This is a genomic window from Bacillus sp. RSS_NA_20 (genome assembly GCF_020165915.1).
Lineage (GTDB): Bacteria > Bacillota > Bacilli > Bacillales > Bacillaceae > Bacillus > Bacillus altitudinis.
The window spans coordinates 476,894-495,769 of the sequence record NZ_JAIUKW010000005.1; the positions used below are offsets into that span (position 1 = coordinate 476,894).

Annotated in this window: 14 protein-coding genes; 13 read left to right on the forward strand and 1 reads right to left on the reverse strand. The window is 40.4% G+C overall.

Features of this window, described 5'->3' with window-relative positions; all coding sequences use genetic code 11:
* Positions 1–274 precede the first annotated feature (274 nt).
* From rny to LCD32_RS08015, 13 genes are all read left to right on the forward strand, one after another.
* A complete protein-coding gene (rny, locus tag LCD32_RS07955) occupies positions 275–1,837 on the forward strand; it encodes a ribonuclease Y (RefSeq protein WP_003211958.1) in 1,563 nt (520 codons plus the stop codon).
* Between the two features lie 89 nt (positions 1,838–1,926).
* Positions 1,927–2,721 (forward strand): TIGR00282 family metallophosphoesterase, encoded by a 795-nt coding sequence (locus LCD32_RS07960; protein ID WP_019744184.1) that lies wholly within the window; start codon positions 1,927–1,929, stop codon positions 2,719–2,721.
* A gap of 202 nt (positions 2,722–2,923) precedes the next feature.
* Positions 2,924–3,184, forward strand: coding sequence for a stage V sporulation protein SpoVS (gene spoVS, locus LCD32_RS07965; protein WP_003211281.1), 261 nt, complete (start codon positions 2,924–2,926; stop codon positions 3,182–3,184).
* Between the two features lie 203 nt (positions 3,185–3,387).
* Positions 3,388–6,432, forward strand: coding sequence for an efflux RND transporter permease subunit (locus LCD32_RS07970; protein ID WP_224563416.1), 3,045 nt, complete (start codon positions 3,388–3,390; stop codon positions 6,430–6,432).
* Positions 6,433–6,609: 177 nt separating this feature from the next.
* Positions 6,610–7,674 carry an L-threonine 3-dehydrogenase gene (gene tdh, locus LCD32_RS07975; RefSeq protein WP_224563419.1) on the forward strand — a complete coding sequence of 355 codons (1,065 nt, stop codon included), beginning with the start codon at positions 6,610–6,612 and terminating at the stop codon, positions 7,672–7,674.
* Positions 7,671–8,852, forward strand: a complete 1,182-nt coding sequence (locus tag LCD32_RS07980) for a glycine C-acetyltransferase (protein ID WP_116306873.1) — start codon at positions 7,671–7,673, stop codon at positions 8,850–8,852. The genes tdh and LCD32_RS07980 overlap by 4 nt, the downstream gene beginning before the upstream one ends.
* 112 nt (positions 8,853–8,964) lie before the next feature.
* Positions 8,965–10,071, forward strand: coding sequence for an MrcB family domain-containing protein (locus LCD32_RS07985; protein ID WP_136944352.1), 1,107 nt, complete (start codon positions 8,965–8,967; stop codon positions 10,069–10,071).
* A gap of 90 nt (positions 10,072–10,161) precedes the next feature.
* Positions 10,162–11,688, forward strand: coding sequence for a tRNA (N6-isopentenyl adenosine(37)-C2)-methylthiotransferase MiaB (miaB, locus tag LCD32_RS07990; RefSeq protein WP_007499471.1), 1,527 nt, complete (start codon positions 10,162–10,164; stop codon positions 11,686–11,688).
* 1 nt (position 11,689) lies between these two features.
* Positions 11,690–12,124, forward strand: coding sequence for a RicAFT regulatory complex protein RicA family protein (locus LCD32_RS07995; RefSeq protein ID WP_008344661.1), 435 nt, complete (start codon positions 11,690–11,692; stop codon positions 12,122–12,124).
* Positions 12,125–12,574: 450 nt separating this feature from the next.
* Positions 12,575–13,120: an outer spore coat protein CotE gene (gene cotE / locus LCD32_RS08000; RefSeq protein ID WP_007499466.1), complete on the forward strand. Its 546-nt coding sequence runs from the start codon at positions 12,575–12,577 to the stop codon at positions 13,118–13,120.
* A 124-nt stretch (positions 13,121–13,244) separates the two neighbouring features.
* Positions 13,245–15,821, forward strand: coding sequence for a DNA mismatch repair protein MutS (gene mutS / locus LCD32_RS08005; protein WP_035700820.1), 2,577 nt, complete (start codon positions 13,245–13,247; stop codon positions 15,819–15,821).
* 22 nt (positions 15,822–15,843) lie between these two features.
* Entirely contained in the window at positions 15,844–17,745 is a 1,902-nt protein-coding gene (mutL, locus tag LCD32_RS08010) for a DNA mismatch repair endonuclease MutL (RefSeq protein ID WP_050827279.1), read from the forward strand.
* Positions 17,746–17,950: 205 nt separating this feature from the next.
* Positions 17,951–18,115, forward strand: coding sequence for a hypothetical protein (locus LCD32_RS08015; RefSeq protein WP_224563423.1), 165 nt, complete (start codon positions 17,951–17,953; stop codon positions 18,113–18,115).
* A 151-nt stretch (positions 18,116–18,266) separates the two neighbouring features.
* Here LCD32_RS08015 and bslA read toward each other — a convergent pair whose 3' ends face one another.
* Complete coding sequence (gene bslA / locus LCD32_RS08020; RefSeq protein ID WP_017359045.1) at positions 18,267–18,803, reverse strand: biofilm surface layer hydrophobin BslA; 537 nt, start codon at positions 18,801–18,803, stop codon at positions 18,267–18,269.
* Positions 18,804–18,876: the final 73 nt, after the last annotated feature.

An 18,876-nucleotide genomic window follows, 5' to 3' on the forward strand; every position in this document is an offset into this window, starting at 1 on the left:
TACAATTACATAACAGCTAGCGGGTCAAAAGTTCTGTCTTTGCTTGAAATAACGACTTACGCCTCAGTCTGACTAGCTTGACAAGTATTTCCGACACAATTACAATGGGAATGTATCACTTGTTTTTCTTAACATGATTGATAACTAATTTAAACTTGACAAGGGCAGTGAGGATCTCATTCCCTGTGAAGGCCCTGTATGTTGAGACACAAAACAATGTACATGCCGACACTTTATTTGTAAAACCAAGTTCATAGCAAGAGGAGGTGAAAATATGTCGCCTACGATGTTTACGATCATCTCCATTTTGCTGAGCCTAATCTGTTTAGTTGTTGGCTACTTTGTTCGTAAAACCATTGCAGAAGCAAAAATATCCGGCGCAAGAAACATGGCCGAACAAATTGTTGAGGATGCAAAGCGTGATGCGGAAGCATTGAAGAAAGAAGCGCTCTTAGAAGCGAAAGATGAAATTCATTCGTTTCGTGTAGAGGCGGAGCAAGAAGTTCGTGAAAGACGTAATGAGCTTCAAAGACAAGAAAACCGTTTACTTCAAAAAGAGGAAAATCTTGATCGCAAGGACGAATCTTTAGATAAACGGGAGTCCCTGTTGGAGAAGAGAGATCATTCTCTGAATGAACGACAACAACATATTGAAGAGATGGAAAGCAAAGTGGATGATATGATTCGTTTGCAGAAAGCTGAGTTGGAGCGTATTTCTAGTCTAACTCGAGATGAAGCGAAACAAATCATTCTGGATCAAGTTGAAAATGAGCTTTCCCACGACATTGCAGTCATGACGAAAGAATCTGAAAACCGGGCGAAAGAAGAGGCTGATAAAAAAGCGAAAAACATTCTTTCACTTGCGTTACAGCGTTGTGCAGCTGATCATGTAGCTGAAACAACGGTATCTGTAGTCAATCTTCCAAATGATGAGATGAAAGGTCGTATTATCGGACGTGAAGGACGAAATATCCGTACGTTAGAAACGTTAACAGGTATTGACCTGATCATTGATGATACACCTGAAGCTGTCATCTTATCGGGCTTTGATCCGATAAGACGTGAAACAGCGAGGATAGCTCTGGACAAGCTAGTCCAGGATGGACGTATTCATCCTGCACGAATTGAAGAAATGGTGGAAAAATCACGCCGTGAAGTCGATGATTATATCCGCGAGATGGGTGAGCAAACGACATTTGAAGTCGGAGTTCACGGTTTACATCCGGATCTCATCAAAATTCTCGGTCGCTTAAAATTCCGTACTAGTTATGGACAAAATGTCCTGAAGCATTCAATTGAGGTTGCACATCTTGCAGGTCTCATGGCTTCAGAGCTTGGAGAAGATGCAAAGCTTGCAAAACGAGCAGGTCTTCTGCATGACATTGGAAAAGCCATTGATCATGAAGTAGAAGGAAGCCACGTGGAAATTGGCGTTGAGCTTGCGACGAAATATAAAGAGCATCCTGTTGTCATCAACAGTATTGCATCTCACCATGGTGACCAAGAACCGACATCTATTATCGCTGTTCTTGTTGCGGCAGCCGATGCATTATCTGCAGCACGCCCTGGTGCAAGAAGTGAGACGCTTGAAAATTACATTCGGAGACTTGAGAAATTAGAAGACATCTCTGAATCTTATGAAGGTGTTGAAAAATCGTTTGCGATACAAGCTGGACGTGAAGTGCGTATTATGGTGAAGCCAGATTCAATTAATGATCTTGAAGCTCACCGTCTAGCAAGGGATATTCGTAAGCGGATTGAGGACGAGCTCGATTACCCTGGTCACATTAAAGTGACAGTTATTCGAGAAACTCGCGCAGTAGAGTATGCAAAATAGAGCGGTGCGCTTAGCGCCGCTTTATTTTTTTGTGTAAATATGCAACACTGATAAGAAGATCATTTTATAAGAGAAAGGGTTCAAAACGTATGAAAATATTATTTGTTGGAGATATCGTTGGTTCACCTGGCAGAGATACACTGAAAGAATACTTGCCAAAGCTAAAGAAAAAATATCAGCCACACTTTACGATTGTCAATGGAGAAAATGCGGCTCATGGGAAAGGTCTTACTGAAAAAATCTATCATGAGCTGCTTCAAGCTGGGGCTGATGTGCTCACGATGGGGAACCATACATGGGATAAAAGAGACATCTTCGATTTCATCGATGATGCACCCCATATTGTTCGTCCGGCAAACTTCCCGCAAGGTACACCAGGGAAAGGGCTCACTTTTATTAAAAAACAAGGTAAAGAACTAGCTGTCATCAACTTGCAAGGCCGCACATTTTTACCTCCGATTGACTGCCCATTTCAAAAAGTAGATGAGCTTATAGCAGAAGCTTCAAAACGTACACCGTTTATTTTTATTGATTTTCATGGCGAAGCCACAAGTGAAAAGCAAGCAATGGGTTGGTATACAGATGGCCGTGCATCATGTGTCGTTGGAACACATACACATGTTCAAACAGCAGATAACCGCGTCTTGCCAAAAGGAACTGCTTATATTTCGGATGTTGGCATGACTGGTCCTTATGACGGCATTTTAGGTGTTGATCGGGAAACGATTATTAAACGATTTAAAACGAGCCTTCCTGTCCGTTTTGAAATTGCAGAAGGCCGCACGACATTAAGTGCAGTGATCGTAGAAATTGACGAACCGTCGAAAAAAGCTGTCAAAATTGATCGAATTTTGATAAATGATGACCATATTTTCTTTGAATAAATATTCACATATTTATTTCAGAAAAATATTAATCAGAAAGAAGGAATATGCGCCCTCTATCGTGAATATAGTAAAAATGGTAGGTAGCCTGCTATTTTTGAAAAACATTTTGGGGATGGATTTTCAAAAAAATAGCAACATCTAACAAAGATTGTTCTAATGAACACTCACTTATCCATTGTAAATTTAAGGGGGAGCAAAAATGGAAATTTTAAAAGTTTCAGCAAAGTCAAATCCAAATTCAGTAGCAGGAGCATTAGCCGGCGTTTTACGTGAACGCGGTGCAGCGGAAATACAGGCTATCGGCGCTGGAGCACTGAATCAGGCGGTCAAGGCTGTCGCCATTGCAAGGGGATTTGTTGCGCCTAGCGGAGTGGATTTGATATGCATTCCAGCCTTTACTGACATTCTTATCGATGGAGAAGAAAGAACAGCAATCAAACTGATTGTTGAACCACGATAATTCTAATTTTATTATTTTCAACCTGCTTACATCATGTAAGCAGGTTGTTTTTGTTTACCGCTATACATTTCTCATATAACATATTTCTTTCACAAAATAGATAGAAAATGACATATTAGAGCTTGCATTTTTTCACCATGATGATAAATTAAGATTAAGTTGAAAATACTTCATCAAAAATAAATATTTAAGTAGGTGAAATAATGATCGAAGCTTTTTTAAAAAGGGGAAAGCTTGTTTTTATTTTATTTTTTATCGTTCTCATTGCTGGAGGTTATTTGTTTACACAGCTTCCTAAACGAGAACTGCCAGAGTTTCAAGCAAATATTGTAACCATTTCGACTGTTTTCCCTGGTGCTGATGCAAAACAGGTAGAAAGTGATGTCACCAATAAGCTCGAGTCGGCCATTTCTGATATCAATGGTGTAGAGAAGACAAGCTCTGTTTCTGCTATTGGTTTCTCAAATATTGTGCTTGAAATTGATGATCAAGCCGATTTTCAAAAGGTGGCAAGTCAAATCAAGAGTGAAACCACAAATGCCGCCTCTTCTTTTCCAGATGGTGTGATGGAGCCAGATGTAAAGGATGAGTTTGGCAATGTGCCAGTTGGTTCTTATATGATTGTAGCAAGTAACTCATCTGATTTAGCAAAAAGTCAGAAATCGCTGCGTGCGTTAAAAGAAAAAGTGGAGGACATCAAAGGTGTTGATGGAGTTGTCATCAAAGGATTCAATGACAAACAAGCAATATTGAACTTGGATTCAAGTAAACTGGAGGATAACGGGTTAAACGTGACCGATGTCACAAATGCCATCAATCAAGAATTTGGCACATCCCCTCTAGGTGACGTCCAGGCAGATGGAGAAAAGGTCAAGCTGTCCATTGATGCCTATGATCGTTTAGATCAAATCAAAAAGATTGAGATTTTCTCAAAAACGAGCCGCAAGCCTGTTACAATCGGTCAGCTTGGTCGTTTAAAAGAAGTAGAAAAAGAGAAAAGTGATATCGTTTCATATAACGGAAAGCCAGCCTATTCATTTACAGTCAATATCAAGCCGGGACTGGATATTCCTAAAATGTATGACAAAGTCAGTGCGGTCATTGAAAAAGAGAAAGAGCTGCCAAATGGTGTGGATTGGATAGACTACTATTCACAAAAAAGTGAAGTAGATGCTATTTTTAACGATTTAATCAAAGAAGCGATCGTGGCCGTCATCGCCGTCATTGTCGTCACCACACTTGGTCTAACCATTGGTGGTGCGTTTATCGTTTCACTTGCGATTCCGCTATCCATAACGATCGGAACCATCCCGCTGCCGTTTTTACAAGTGGACCTTAATCAAATTTCAATTATTGGCTTTATCATTGCGCTAGGGATACTTGTAGATGACGCCATTGTCGTCAACGATAATATTTTGAGGCAGATGAAAAAATACGAAAGTCCGCTTAAAGGAACCATTGCAGGTGTAAAAGAAGTGGCTGGATCTATTTTAACGTCAACACTGGCTGTTGTCTTTGCCTTCTTGCCGCTTGTTTTCCTTTCTGGTGCGAACGGTTCATTTATTCGAGCGTTACCGTCTGTTCTAGTCACAACTGTACTTGCGTCAATGGTCATTTCATTGACACTTGTGCCAGTGTATCAATATACAGCAAACCGAAAAAGAAAGAACAAGAAGATTCAAAAAGAACCGGGCTTTTTAGGCAAACCATTAAAAAGATTAGCTGATTTTTATGCAGATCGAGTACTGACAAACATCGTGAAGCGACCACTTCTCATTGGATTAAGTGGTTTGCTCATTGCCACACTTGCCTTTTTGCTTATTTTCGCCACACCATTTGAGTTTTTCCCTGCGGCGAATAAGAAAGAGGTGGTTGTCACTGTGACACTTCCAAGTGAAACAACCTTAGATAAAACAAATGAAACTTTAGAGAAAATAGAACAAGAGATCAAACAGCAAAAAGGCATTGAAGAGACGGCCATTTTTGCAGGCGGCGGAGTGCCGAACTTGTTTAATGAAAGTATCTCAAACGCAAGTGATCATACGGGTCAGGTTGTTGTCAGAGTAGACAATGAGCAGATGACAAGCAAGGCATTGATCGATCGTATGACAGAGCCATTGCGAAAGAAATTTAAAGATGCTGATATCTTTATGAAAACCATTGTTCAAGGACCACCAACGGGAGCGCCTGTGACCGTCACTGTTGCAGGAGAACAATTTTCAAAACTCGTTGATGTGAAAGAGAAGCTCACAAAAGAAATGAAAGAAAGCGGAGCGAGCCTGATCACAGACGATGTCAATCAGCCGGTGAAAACCATCTCATTTGAATTAAATCGTGACCGAATGGCAGAGGATGGGCTCACTGCTCAGTTTGTCAGCAGACAGCTCGGCCTTGTTACAGAAGGAATTCCATTAGGCACCTTTAAACAAGGAACAGATGACATCGACCTCGTAGTGAAACAAGACATGAGCACACATCAAAACGGACTGAAGCTAAAAGACATCAAGGTGCCTGTGAGTGCAAATGAGGGTGGCATTCCTCAATTGGAGCCGCTTAGCCGATATGTAAAGGAAAAAGAAACAGAGCAGTATGAAAGCATTCCTCATGAAAACGGGATGCCGACGATCACGTTAAAGGCATATCCTGGTACATCAGATACGTTTAAAGAGGATATGACAGAAGTCGTAAATGAAGTTGGGAAAAGCGATGCAGCGAAGAATTTGACCATTTCTCAGGGCGGAGAAAATGAAGATCAAACCCAATTCTTTATTGAAATTAGTCTCTTATTTGGGGTAGTCCTTCTGCTCATTTATGTGACCATCGCTTTCCAGTTCAATTCACTCATGCTTCCGCTTTTAGTTCTTGGAACGGTTTACTTAGCGATATCCGGCGCCATTATTGGACTATTTGTCACTCAAACGCCGTTTAGCTTTATGGCCACAATGGGGATTGTCTCATTGGCAGGTATTGTTGTCCGAAATGCGGTCGTTTTGTTTGAATTTATTGAACAGAGGCGCAAGCAAGGTCTCGATCAACAGGCAGCTGTGATTGAAGCGGGGAGAGCAAGGATTAGACCTATTTTGCTGACAGCATTTACAGCACTTGTCGCTCTTATGCCCGTTGCTTTAAGTAATGACCCACTCTTTAAGCCGCTAGCGATCTGCATCGTATCAGGTGTCTTTTTCTCAACGATTCTGACACTACTGATTGTGCCGGCTTTGTATGTGGCCGTTTCAAAAAAACACTGACAACTTAAAAGCAAATCTCCGAATAAAAGGAGATTTGCTTTTTTTTTTAGAAAAATATCTAAAAAAATATGTGGAGTGTTCATTTGTCTTCTCCTGAAAGACATCGGTATTTACGTCTAAAATAAGACATGATAAGATCGGATTGGGAGAAGTTTTTTAACAAAGGGGTTGTACGTCATGTGTGGAACGATGAAAGCGATTGTTAAAAAAGAAAGCGCTTACGGAGCGACGATGATGGAAATGCCAATTCCAGAAATAAGGGATCATGAAGTGCTTATCCAAGTAAAGGCTACATCGATATGCGGAACGGATGTGCATATTTATAATTGGGATGATTGGGCGAAGGGGAGAGTCAAAGCACCGTACATTTTTGGTCATGAATTCACAGGGGAAGTTGTCAAAACGGGGAACCAAGTCTCACGAGCAAAAGTAGGGGATTTTGTATCGGCTGAGACGCATATTGTCTGTAATCAGTGTTATATGTGTTTAACGGGTCAGCAGCATTTGTGCAGCGAAACGAAAATTTTAGGGGTCGACATTGATGGCTGTTTTGCTGAATATGTCAAAGTACCAGAACAAAATGTGTGGCATAATCCAGCTCAAATGCCAGTGGAACTTGCATCTATTCAAGAACCGCTTGGAAATGCTGTTCATACAGTTCTGCATACACCTGTTTCAGGAAAGTCAGTGGCGGTTTTTGGCTGTGGGCCCATTGGTTTAATGGCGATTGCGGTTGCAAAAGCCTCCGGGGCTGTCCAAGTGTTCGCTGTTGATAAAAATGAATACAGACTGGATCTTGCCCGTAAAATGGGTGCAGATCATATCGTGGATATCGGAAAAGATGATCCTGTTGCCATGATCAAGCAGCTCACGCGGATGGAAGGGGCAGACGTGATGTGTGAGATGTCAGGACATCCCGTTGCGATTAATCAAGCACTCGAAGCTTGTGCAAATGGAGGGAAAGTGAATATACTAAGTTTGCCAGAGCGGCCGGTAACCATTGACATTACGCATCAAATTGTTTTTAGGGGATTAACCGTGCAAGGGATCACGGGGAGAAAAATGTTTGAGACGTGGCGTCAAGTATCTGAACTTTTAAGAACGAATACCATTGATGTACAGCCGGTTGTCACCCATACGCTGCCATTTGAAGATTTTGAAAAGGGATTTGAACTCATGAGAAATGGTACGTGCGGGAAGGTCGTACTGATCATGCCATCATATCAAAGGGGGACGAAATGATGAAAGAATTTACGTATTTACAAGATGAATTGGGCACAATGAAGCAGCAAGGCACCCATCAAACACTGAAAGAAATCGATTCCAAACAATCATCCACGGTGACATTAAATGAACAATCCGTCATACAACTCTCTTCAAATAACTACTTAGGTCTCACCTCACATCCAAGGCTGATGAAAGCGGCAAAAGAGGCGATTGATGAATTCGGTGCTGGAACAGGATCTGTACGAACCATTGCTGGAACGATGACAATGCATGAACGGCTTGAAAAAAAGCTCGCAGCTTTTAAAAAGACAGAGGCAGCCCTCGTATTCCAATCAGGCTTTACGACCAACCAAGGGGTCTTATCCAGTATTCTCACAAAAGATGATATTGTCATTTCAGATGAGCTGAACCATGCCTCAATCATCGATGGGATTCGCTTAACAAAGGCAGATAAAAAAGTATATGCTCATTCTAATATGGAAGAGCTTGAGAAAATATTAAAGAAATCGATGAATTACCGCGTCCGTCTTATCGTGACAGATGGTGTGTTCTCAATGGATGGAGATATTGCACCGCTTCCTGAGATTGTAAGACTTGCAGAAGCATATGATGCCTTTGTGATGGTAGACGATGCCCATGCGTCTGGAGTACTTGGTGAAAATGGCCGCGGAACAGTGAATCATTTTCAACTTGACGGCAGAGTGCATATTCAGGTTGGCACACTTAGTAAGGCAGTTGGTGTGCTAGGCGGTTACGTCGCTGGTTCTGCCGTTTTAATCGACTATTTAAAGCATAAAGCAAGACCGTTTTTATTCAGCACCTCACATCCGCCGGCTGTCACAAGAGCCTGTGAAGAAGCCATTGAAGTGTTGTTAGACGAACCGGAGCGCATTGAAACACTTTGGGAGAACGCGGCCTATTTTAAAGAAAAAGTCATCGGTCTTGGATTTGAGGTGGCACCAACAGAAACGCCTATTATTCCGATGATGATTGGAGACGAGGCACTCACTTTCCGTTTTTCAAAAGCATTAATCGAGCGCGGCGTTTTCGCTCAAGGCATTGCTTTTCCAACTGTAGCGAAAGGAAAAGCGAGAATTAGAGCCATCATCACAGCAGAGCACACAAAAGAAGAGCTTGACCGTGCACTGACAATCATCGAAGAAGAAGCAAAAAAACTGAATATACTTGATTGAGAGAGCTGAGGCTCTCTTTTCTTTTGCGCTAATCTTTCCATATTTCATCAAATCTACCGTTTGTTATGTATAATGTATGTAAAAAGATCTATTGAGGTAAGTGGTGAGGCAAATGTTATTTAATAAAGAAGATTTTCATGAACAATTTTTAGATTATAAGAACAAAGGGAGAATAGATAAAAATCACCCTTTTCACAACATGTTTAATAAAGATATCCCAAACAACATTCGTTATGAATTAGAAAAACGCCATATGAGGAATTTGGCTAGGATCGATATTAAAGCATCTACAGGAAATGGAAAAGTTGCAGAATGTTTTTGGATTGCACTTTTAGACAAGAGATTAACCTCAAATCCTAATTCTCAAAAAACAACGACACAAAAAGGGATATTTATTGTTATTTTATTCGCTGAGAATGGGGAAGATTTTTATTTAACAATTGAAACTGGAACTGAAAATTTATCTCTATCTGAAATTAGGGAAGAGGCAGCCATTTGGAGGGAAAGGCTACAGCCTGAATTAAAGCATCATAAAAGACTAGAGGGCTTTCATATAGGTGATTTTCATTTGGGTAAATCGTTAAGACCTAAAAAATATGTAGCAAGCTCATTGATCTTTAAAAAGTATAATATTGATCATTTTGACCATCACCAATTAATACAAGATATCAATTCTTTAAATGAGTTTTTTTATGATTTTGTTTACGAAGTATATTTGGATCAGGACCTTATTCCAAAAGTGGAACATCAGAACAAATTTAAAAGAAAAAGAATCATTCATAGAGATGTTTATAAACAATTAAGAGAAGAAAGATCAAAGCAAAACGAAGAGACGGGTAGAATAGCAGAGCAATTTGTTTATCATAAGGAAGTAGAGCAATTAAAAGCAGTGGGAAGTGAACAATTAGCGGAAGCTGTCGTTTGGGTAGCTGAAACAGAAGATGGTCACGGATTTGATATCAAATCTTATTACCCCGATGGAAAAGAGAAGCTTATAGAAGTAAAAGGATCTAAACTGACTCACCATGACTTTCCATTCTTCTTATCTGAACAAGAAAGAATGGTAGCAGAAGAAGAAAAAGAATCATATGTAATTACTTTAGTTGAGAGTGTCGGTACACAGCAGATGAAGATTGTCAAAGAAATACAAAATCCTTTAGGAAAAGACGATCTTCATCTGAAGCCTACTCAATATTCATGTAAAATTCGTGTGGATTGAAAAGTGTGGACACATATGAATTTATTTTCAATTCACGACAAAATAGTCTATACTGTAGGGTGGAGCTTGGTTTGAAAGGAGTACAAATTCATGAATGAAGAGCAGAGAAAAGCGAGCGGACAAGTAAGTTCATCGGACAAAAAATCCGAAAAGGACTACAGCCAATATTTTGAAGCTGTGTACATTCCGCCTTCCTTAAAAGATGCAAAAAAACGGGGTAAAGAAGAAGTCGAATACAATCAATTTCAAATTGACGAGCGGTTTCAAGGGTTAGGGAACGGCCGCAAGTTTTATATTCGCACATATGGCTGTCAAATGAATGAGCATGACACAGAAGTGATGGCTGGTATTTTTATGGCGCTTGGTTATGAACCAACAAATTCGACTGAAGATGCGAATGTCATCTTATTAAACACTTGTGCCATTCGTGAGAATGCAGAAAACAAAGTGTTTGGAGAGCTTGGTCATTTAAAAGCATTAAAGCGTGAAAAGCCAGATTTAATCTTAGGCGTCTGCGGATGCATGTCGCAAGAAGAATCGGTCGTTAACCGTATTTTAAAGAAACACCCATTTGTTGACTTGATTTTCGGTACCCACAACATTCACCGCCTGCCAGAGCTATTATCTGAATGCTACCTTTCAAAAGAAATGGTCATTGAGGTTTGGTCTAAAGAAGGCGATGTGATTGAAAATCTTCCGAGAGCCCGCCAAGGAAAAATTAAGGGATGGGTGAATATTATGTACGGCTGTGATAAATTCTGTACATACTGTATCGTCCCTTACACGCGCGGTAAGGAAAGAAGCCGCCGTCCGGATGAAATTATTCAAGAGGTCAGACGCTTAGCAGCAGAAGGATATAAAGAAATTACCCTTCTTGGTCAAAACGTGAATGCGTATGGAAAAGATTTTGAAGACATGGAATATGGTCTTGGTCACCTAATGGATGAGCTGCGTAAAATCGATATTCCACGTATCCGTTTTACAACAAGCCACCCGCGTGACTTTGATGATCACTTAATTGAAGTGCTTGCCAAAGGCGGAAACCTTCTCGATCATATTCATTTGCCGGTTCAATCAGGAAGTTCTTCTGTGCTGAAACTCATGGCAAGAAAATACGACCGTGAACGTTACCTTGACCTAGTGCGCAAAATCAAAGAGGCAATGCCAAATGCTTCATTAACAACGGACATTATCGTTGGGTTCCCAAATGAAACAGATGAGCAGTTTGAAGAGACGCTTTCCCTCTATCGTGAGGTTGAGTTTGATGCGGCTTATACGTTCATTTACTCTCCAAGAGAAGGAACACCAGCAGCCAATATGAAAGACAACGTGCCAATGCGTGTAAAAAAAGAACGTCTGCAGCGCCTGAATGCACTCGTAAATGAAATTTCTGCGAAAAAAATGAAGGAATATGAAGGGCAGACTGTCGAAGTATTAGTAGAGGGTGAAAGTAAAAACAACCCTGAGATCCTAGCCGGATATACAAGTAAAAGCAAGCTTGTGAATTTTAAAGCACCAAAAGAAGCGATTGGCAACATCGTCAAAGTGAAAATCACACAAGCCAAAACTTGGTCTCTTGACGGAGAAATGGTTGGAGAAGCTATCGAGGTGAATTAAAATGACGCTTTATTCAAAGAAAGAGATTGTCGAGCGCGCAAGAGAGCTCGCGAAAATGATTTCTGAAACAGAAGAAGTTGATTTCTTCAAAAAAGCAGAAGCGCAAATCAATGAAAATACAAAAATTGCAGCGATCATTAATCAAATTAAGGCGCTTCAAAAGCAAGCTGTGAATTTAAAGCATTATGGCAAACATGAAGCCTTAAAACAAGTGGAAGAAAAAATTGATGCCCTGCAAGAAGAACTGGATGAGATCCCAGTGATTCAAGAATTCAAAGAATCACAAACAGAGGTTAATTCCTTGCTTCAGCTTGTAGCGCACACAATTTCTAATCAAGTAACGGATGAAATCATTCTTTCAACCGGCGGTGACCTCTTATTAGGAGAAACCGGTTCAAAAGTGAAAAACTCATCCCCAAGTTGCTCCATTAAATGAGAAAACCCCGCAGATGCGGGGTTTTTATATTATATAGAATATATGTAATTTGTATTTTGCTACTGCACCAACAACAAAATGTTGATGCAGTAGCCCCTGTATACCATAAAAATGTCTTAAACTAAAAATGAATTGATTTTACAGATTAGAAGATTTAAATTGAAACTCAATGCTTAATCCAAAAATATTTATTATAATATGAAACTCTTTCATAAAAATCCCTCCCTATATAAAGAAGGGCTACTAACTTTATTACATCAAATTACACCATTTCAGTCAACCCCAATCTCTCACTCTCCAACTTTTCCAATTTTCAAGGCAAGTTTATGGGCGACCATGCATACACTGAAACAGAAATGAATTTAATTGAACATGAGACTCAAAATCGTGACACACTAGACGAATGCCCAGCATAAGATAAAACGATCAAGAACAAGGAGGCATGCCGGAATGTCTGAATACAGAGAAATTATTACAAAAGCGGTGGTTGCAAAAGGGAGGAAATTTACCCAAAGCACACACACCATTTCTCCATCGCAAAAACCAACCAGCATCCTAGGCGGTTGGATCATTAATCATAAGTATGATGCTGAAAAGGTCGGTAAAACAGTTGAGATTGAAGGTACATTTGATATTAACGTGTGGTATTCTTACGCAGACAACACGAAAACCGAAGTGGTCACAGAACGTGTAAAATATGTAGATATCATCAAACTGAGATATAAAGATAAAAACTTCCTTGATGATGAGCACGAAGTGATTGCGAAAGTCTTGCAGCAGCCCAATTGCTTAGAAGTCACCATTTCTCCAAATGGCAATAAAATTGTCGTTCAAGCAGAGCGTGAATTCATTGCTGAAGTAGTAGGGGAAACCAAAATTGTTGTAGAAGTCAATTCAAGCTGGAAAGAAAAAGATGATCACGAATGGGAAGAAGAAGTGGATGAGGAATTAGAAGATATTCATCCAGAATTCCTCGCGGGTGATCCAGAAGAGTAATTGATGACTAGGGCGCATATCCCCCTAGTTTTTTTGTGCCTTGATCTAGGGAAAAAAGGTGAATTTTTATGCTATAATGAAAGATGGTATGAATTCGAAAGTAATATAGTGAGGGATTAGAAATATGGCAAGTTATACGCCCATGATACAGCAATATTTAAAGATCAAGGCAGATTACCAAGATGCCTTTTTATTTTTTCGCTTAGGCGATTTTTATGAAATGTTTTTTGATGATGCAAAAGAAGCAGCACAAGAATTAGAAATTACGTTAACAAGCAGGGATGGCGGCACGATTCCAATGTGTGGTGTTCCATATCATTCTGCGTCTGCATACATAGAACAACTGATTGAAAAAGGCTATAAAGTCGCCATTTGTGAGCAGGTGGAAGACCCTAAAACGGCAAAAGGTGTGGTCAAAAGAGAGGTCGTTCAACTGATTACACCAGGTACGGTCATGGACGGCAAAGGACTGAATGAAAACGAAAATAACTTTATCGCGTCTGTTTCCAGCTTTCAAAATGGCTACGGTCTTGCGCTTTCCGATTTATCAACAGGTGAAAACATGGCGGCTTTCATTGAACGGTTAGATGAAGTTGTGTCTGAAATTTATTCTGTCGGTGCAAAAGAGATTGTGGTATCAAAGCAGCTTGATGAAGAAACGGTGAAAACCCTGAAGGAACGCTGCCAAGCGACCATCTCATACGAAGATAGCGCTGAATTAATAGATGAAGCTGAACGACTCGTTGCTCATCTTGACGAACATCTGAAAATAGCATTTTTAACACTCTATGCATACTTAAGAAGAACGCAAAAAAGGAGTCTTGATCATCTTCAGCAAGTTCAAGTGTTTCAGCTTGAACAAACGATGAAAATTGATCTTTACTCAAAAAGAAACCTTGAATTAACAGAAACCATCCGTTCAAAAAGCAAGAAGGGTTCTTTATTATGGCTCTTAGATGAAACAAAAACGGCAATGGGCGGAAGATTGCTGAAGCAATGGATTGATCGTCCGCTCATCCGCCTTTCACAAATCAAAGAACGCCAGGAAATGGTGCAAATTTTGATGGAACATTTCTTTGAGCGAGAGGATCTGCGAGAACGTTTAAAGCAAGTGTATGATCTTGAACGTCTAGCAGGCCGTGTGGCATTTGGAAATGTGAATGCCCGAGATCTTATTCAATTGAAAGAATCTCTCAAGCAAGTGCCGGCTATTAAAGAGCTTGTCCATTCTCTCCCGGAGGAAATGGCGAAATCTAGAGCAAATGACATTGACCCATGCGGTGATTTACTTAATTTATTAGAAGATGCTCTTTATGAGAATCCGCCGATGACGTTAAAAGAAGGCAATTTGATTAAAGATGGCTACAATGCAAAATTAGATGAATATCGTGATGCGAGCCGAAACGGGAAAGATTGGATCGCTCGTCTTGAACAGCAAGAAAGAGAATATACAGGCATTCGATCGTTGAAAGTCGGCTTTAATAAAGTGTTTGGCTACTATATCGAAGTGACCCGTGCAAATACGCATTTATTAGAAGAAGGCCGTTATGAAAGAAAACAAACCCTTGCCAATGCAGAGCGGTATATTACACCTGAATTGAAAGAAAAAGAAGCCCTTATTCTTGAGGCGGAATCAAATATTAGTGAATTGGAATATGAACTATTTTCTGCGCTTCGGGAACAAGTAAAAGCCTATATTCCTAGATTACAGTTGCTTGCAAAACAAATGAGTGAGCTTGATGCGCTGCAATGCTTTGCCACTGTGAGTGAAAAACGGCGTTATGTTCGCCCTGAATTTTCATCAGATGAAGTGGAAGTCATTGATGGTCGTCATCCTGTTGTTGAAAAAGTGATGGATCATCAAGAGTATGTGCCGAATGACTGCCAAATGGGCAAAGGGAGACAAACCTTGCTCATTACTGGTCCGAATATGTCAGGGAAAAGCACATATATGAGACAAATGGCATTGATCTCGATTCTTGCGCAAATTGGCTGTTTTGTGCCAGCATCAAAGGCAACCCTTCCGATTTTTGATCAAATCTTTACACGTATTGGGGCAGCAGATGATTTGATTTCTGGTCAAAGTACTTTTATGGTAGAGATGCTTGAAGCAAAAAATGCGATGGTACATGCGACAAAGAACAGTTTGATTTTATTTGATGAAATTGGACGCGGGACAAGCACTTATGATGGAATGGCTCTTGCACAGGCAATCATTGAATTTGTGCATGATCATATTGGTGCCAAAACCCTTTTCTCCACTCATTATCATGAACTGACGGTACTGGAATCCCAATTAAGCGAACTGAAAAATGTCCACGTACGAGCAGAAGAACATGAAGGGACAGTTGTTTTCTTACATCAAATCAAAGAAGGAGCAGCGGATAAAAGCTACGGCATCCATGTAGCGCAGCTTGCTGAACTGCCTGATGCGATCATTGATCGAGCCCAGACCATCTTAACGGAGCTTGAGAGCGGATCACATGAAGTGATTCCGAGCGTCTCTAAAGCCCCGAAAAAAGAAATGGCTGAGGAAAAACAGCAGCTTTCTTTCTTTGAAGTGGAAGAAAAACCGCAAACAAAACCTGTTCTGAAAAACAAAGATCAAGCAGTGATCGAAGAATTGAAGTCATTTAATTTAATGGATATGACACCGCTTGAAGCGATGACAAAGCTATATGAATTGCAAAAGAAATTATAATGTAAAGTGAGGTGAGCAAGAAATGGCAAAGATTATTCAGTTATCCGATGACCTATCAAATAAAATTGCAGCTGGTGAAGTGGTCGAACGCCCGGCTTCTGTTGTGAAGGAGCTCGTGGAAAATGCGATCGATGCTAGTAGTACTGTCATTGAAATCGATGTAGAAGAAGCAGGACTTTCTTCTATTAGAATTATTGATAATGGGGTGGGAATCGATGCTGAAGATTGTAAGCTCGCCTTTCAGCGTCATGCGACGAGTAAAATCAAAGATGAAAATGATCTGTTTCGTGTCAGGACGCTCGGTTTCAGGGGGGAGGCGCTGCCAAGTATTGCCTCCGTCTCTCACTTAGAAATGAAGACAAGTACCGGTGAAGGTGCTGGAACACACTTAGCTCTCCAAGGCGGGAAGATCATTTCGGAGAAAAAAACCACTGGCCGTCGCGGCACCGAAATTGTGGTCACCAATTTATTTTATAATACGCCAGCCCGTCTAAAATACATGAAAACTGTTCATACGGAGCTTGGCAACATTTCTGATGTTGTGAACCGAATTGCACTTGCTCATCCAGAAGTGTCGATTCGTTTGCGACATCAAGGAAAAGTGCTGCTTCAAACAAATGGAAACGGAGATGTGCGGCATGTGCTTGCGGCCATTTATGGAACGGCAGTGGCCAAAAAAATGCTGCCACTACATGTACAATCACTTGATTTTGAAGTGAAAGGCTATATTTCCTTACCAGAAGTGACAAGGGCATCACGTAATTATATGTCTTCTGTTGTCAACGGTAGATATGTCAAGCATTTCCCGCTGGTGAAAGCCATTCATGAAGGATACCATACACTGCTCCCGATCGGACGCCATCCAATTACATTTATTGAGATGAAGATGGACCCCATTTTAGTCGATGTGAACGTACATCCTTCTAAACTTGAAGTCAGACTAAGTAAAGAGCAAGAACTTCATGAGTTGATCAAACAAGGGATTAAGGACGTCTTTCAAAAGCAACAGCTCATTCCAAGTGCTTCAGTGTCAAAAAAAGCACCAATGCCAGCAGTGAAAAATGAGCAACAGTCCTTATCTTTTGATTCTAAACAAACAATGAAAAGCCGAATGGAAACACCTGTTTCCTATGAGCCGGACTCACTCGCATCGGCTGTATACGAGACTAGTCAGAACGACACATACGGGGTGCGTGAACCGGAAAGTACGGAAGCGCCTTTACCAGCATCGTCTGAAGAAACGTTTGACCATGTATATGTAGAGGAATCTGCAGCTTCGCATGAACAACATGACGAAGTGATACTGGAAGAGAGTGCAGCCCAGCATCAGGCTGAAAGTGAACGTGTCCCTGTGATGTATCCGATTGGACAAATGCATGGAACATATATTTTGGCCCAAAATGAACGCGGTCTTTATATCATCGATCAGCACGCTGCCCAAGAGCGAATCAAGTATGAGTACTTTCGTGAAAAGGTAGGAGACATTGAACAGGAAGTGCAAGAAATGCTTGTTCCATTAACCTTTCACTACTCAAAAAACGATATGTTGATTATTGAAGAGCATATCGATATTTTAGCAAAAGTAGGGGTCTTCTTAGAGCCATTCGGATCAGGCAGCTATATCGTTCGATCGCATCCGCAGTGGTTTCCTAAAGGGGAAGAGGCTGAACTCATCGAAGAAATCATTCAGCAAGTACTTGATGAAAAGCGTGTGGACATCAAGAAACTGAGAGAAGAAGCGGCGATCATGATGAGCTGTAAAGGCTCGATTAAAGCAAATCGTCATTTGCGTCACGATGAAATCAAAGCCTTATTAGATGAACTCCGGCAAACACAAGACCCATTTACATGTCCGCATGGCCGGCCGATTATGATTCATCATTCCACATATGAAATGGAGAAGATGTTTAAACGTGTCATGTAGCAAGGTTTAAGATGGTGGGTGAATCGGTTTGCCCACCAATTAATTTTTCAATCCGATAGTTTGGTTCGTGTTTTTGTGATGTGAAGATAAACACCCGCTGTCATGTTGTAAGGATAAACCTCTTTCCTCAAATGGATAGGGGTTTTTGTTATTTGGTTATACGATTAGGTGAAGCGTGATATGATTGTAAAAAGGAGGGAATATGATGACATTCAAAAAAGCGTTCAATATAGGTTACTTTGTTTTGCTTTTATCTTTTTTTGTCGTATATTTTTTGCTTCCAGTCGACCAACTATTTACCGCAATTATGATTCTAACCTTACTATTTGGCGTATATCAATTTGTGATTTTTAAAAAACTAAAAGAGTAAAAATAATAATAAAAAACGCCATATATGGGTTTGCCAACTAAATGATGACAGACCATAATGAGATATGGTGTAACAATTATATAAAATGCAGTAAGCACAGCGGCAAGGGTTGTGATGAATGAGAAAAAGCGCTCTAAGAGCGCTTTTTTGTTTAGCATCCGCAAGGATTTGGCGGTGTGACGACAACTGGCCGTTTATTAATATCAATCGTATCCTCTGCATAAAATGTGGAACCGATGCTGATCGCACGATTTTCTGCGCGGAACGTATATGTACCTGCAGCAGGAAGTACTTTATGAGAAAGTTGTAATGTATATTGGGAACTTCCGAATAAATCGAAACGAGCTGGAATGCGAACAGTTTTTCCGTTGTTCAAAATGTAACTGTCTTTTAATGCTTTTCCGTTGATAATATCCTTTGTTGTGGCTTGAAAACCTGCTGGTAAAGTAAATTCAACTGCACCAATACTAAGAACAGAATTTGGACGGTAAGTCAGGTCAATGTCAGAAAAAGACCATTCCTGTTTACTTGCTCCTGTGATTTTTGCATAAAGGGCAGCTGGTCGTGCATTTGTTGAAGCTTTGCCTTCCTCTGTTTTAGCCCCTTCAGCTGATGCGGCTAGCGGTACTGAGAGTGCCATGACCAATGTAAGCATCCCCATCATAATGATTGTCCATGTTTTCTTCATTTCTTCCTTCCCCCTTGGTTGATTATAGGTAAATAATAGATGATTACATCCATTATTTACCTATAAGGTTACC

Coding starts and splice junctions, on each gene's coding strand:
- rny (WP_003211958.1), top strand. CDS start 275: ATGTCGCCTACGATGTTTACGATCATCTCCATTTTGCTGAGCCTAATC.
- mutL (WP_050827279.1), top strand. CDS start 15,844: ATGGCAAAGATTATTCAGTTATCCGATGACCTATCAAATAAAATTGCA.
- tdh (WP_224563419.1), top strand. CDS start 6,610: ATGTGTGGAACGATGAAAGCGATTGTTAAAAAAGAAAGCGCTTACGGA.
- miaB (WP_007499471.1), top strand. CDS start 10,162: ATGAATGAAGAGCAGAGAAAAGCGAGCGGACAAGTAAGTTCATCGGAC.
- LCD32_RS07980 (WP_116306873.1), top strand. CDS start 7,671: ATGATGAAAGAATTTACGTATTTACAAGATGAATTGGGCACAATGAAG.
- LCD32_RS08015 (WP_224563423.1), top strand. CDS start 17,951: ATGACATTCAAAAAAGCGTTCAATATAGGTTACTTTGTTTTGCTTTTA.
- LCD32_RS07995 (WP_008344661.1), top strand. CDS start 11,690: ATGACGCTTTATTCAAAGAAAGAGATTGTCGAGCGCGCAAGAGAGCTC.
- mutS (WP_035700820.1), top strand. CDS start 13,245: ATGGCAAGTTATACGCCCATGATACAGCAATATTTAAAGATCAAGGCA.
- spoVS (WP_003211281.1), top strand. CDS start 2,924: ATGGAAATTTTAAAAGTTTCAGCAAAGTCAAATCCAAATTCAGTAGCA.
- LCD32_RS07985 (WP_136944352.1), top strand. CDS start 8,965: ATGTTATTTAATAAAGAAGATTTTCATGAACAATTTTTAGATTATAAG.
- bslA (WP_017359045.1), bottom strand. CDS start 18,803: ATGAAGAAAACATGGACAATCATTATGATGGGGATGCTTACATTGGTC.
- cotE (WP_007499466.1), top strand. CDS start 12,575: ATGTCTGAATACAGAGAAATTATTACAAAAGCGGTGGTTGCAAAAGGG.
- LCD32_RS07960 (WP_019744184.1), top strand. CDS start 1,927: ATGAAAATATTATTTGTTGGAGATATCGTTGGTTCACCTGGCAGAGAT.
- LCD32_RS07970 (WP_224563416.1), top strand. CDS start 3,388: ATGATCGAAGCTTTTTTAAAAAGGGGAAAGCTTGTTTTTATTTTATTT.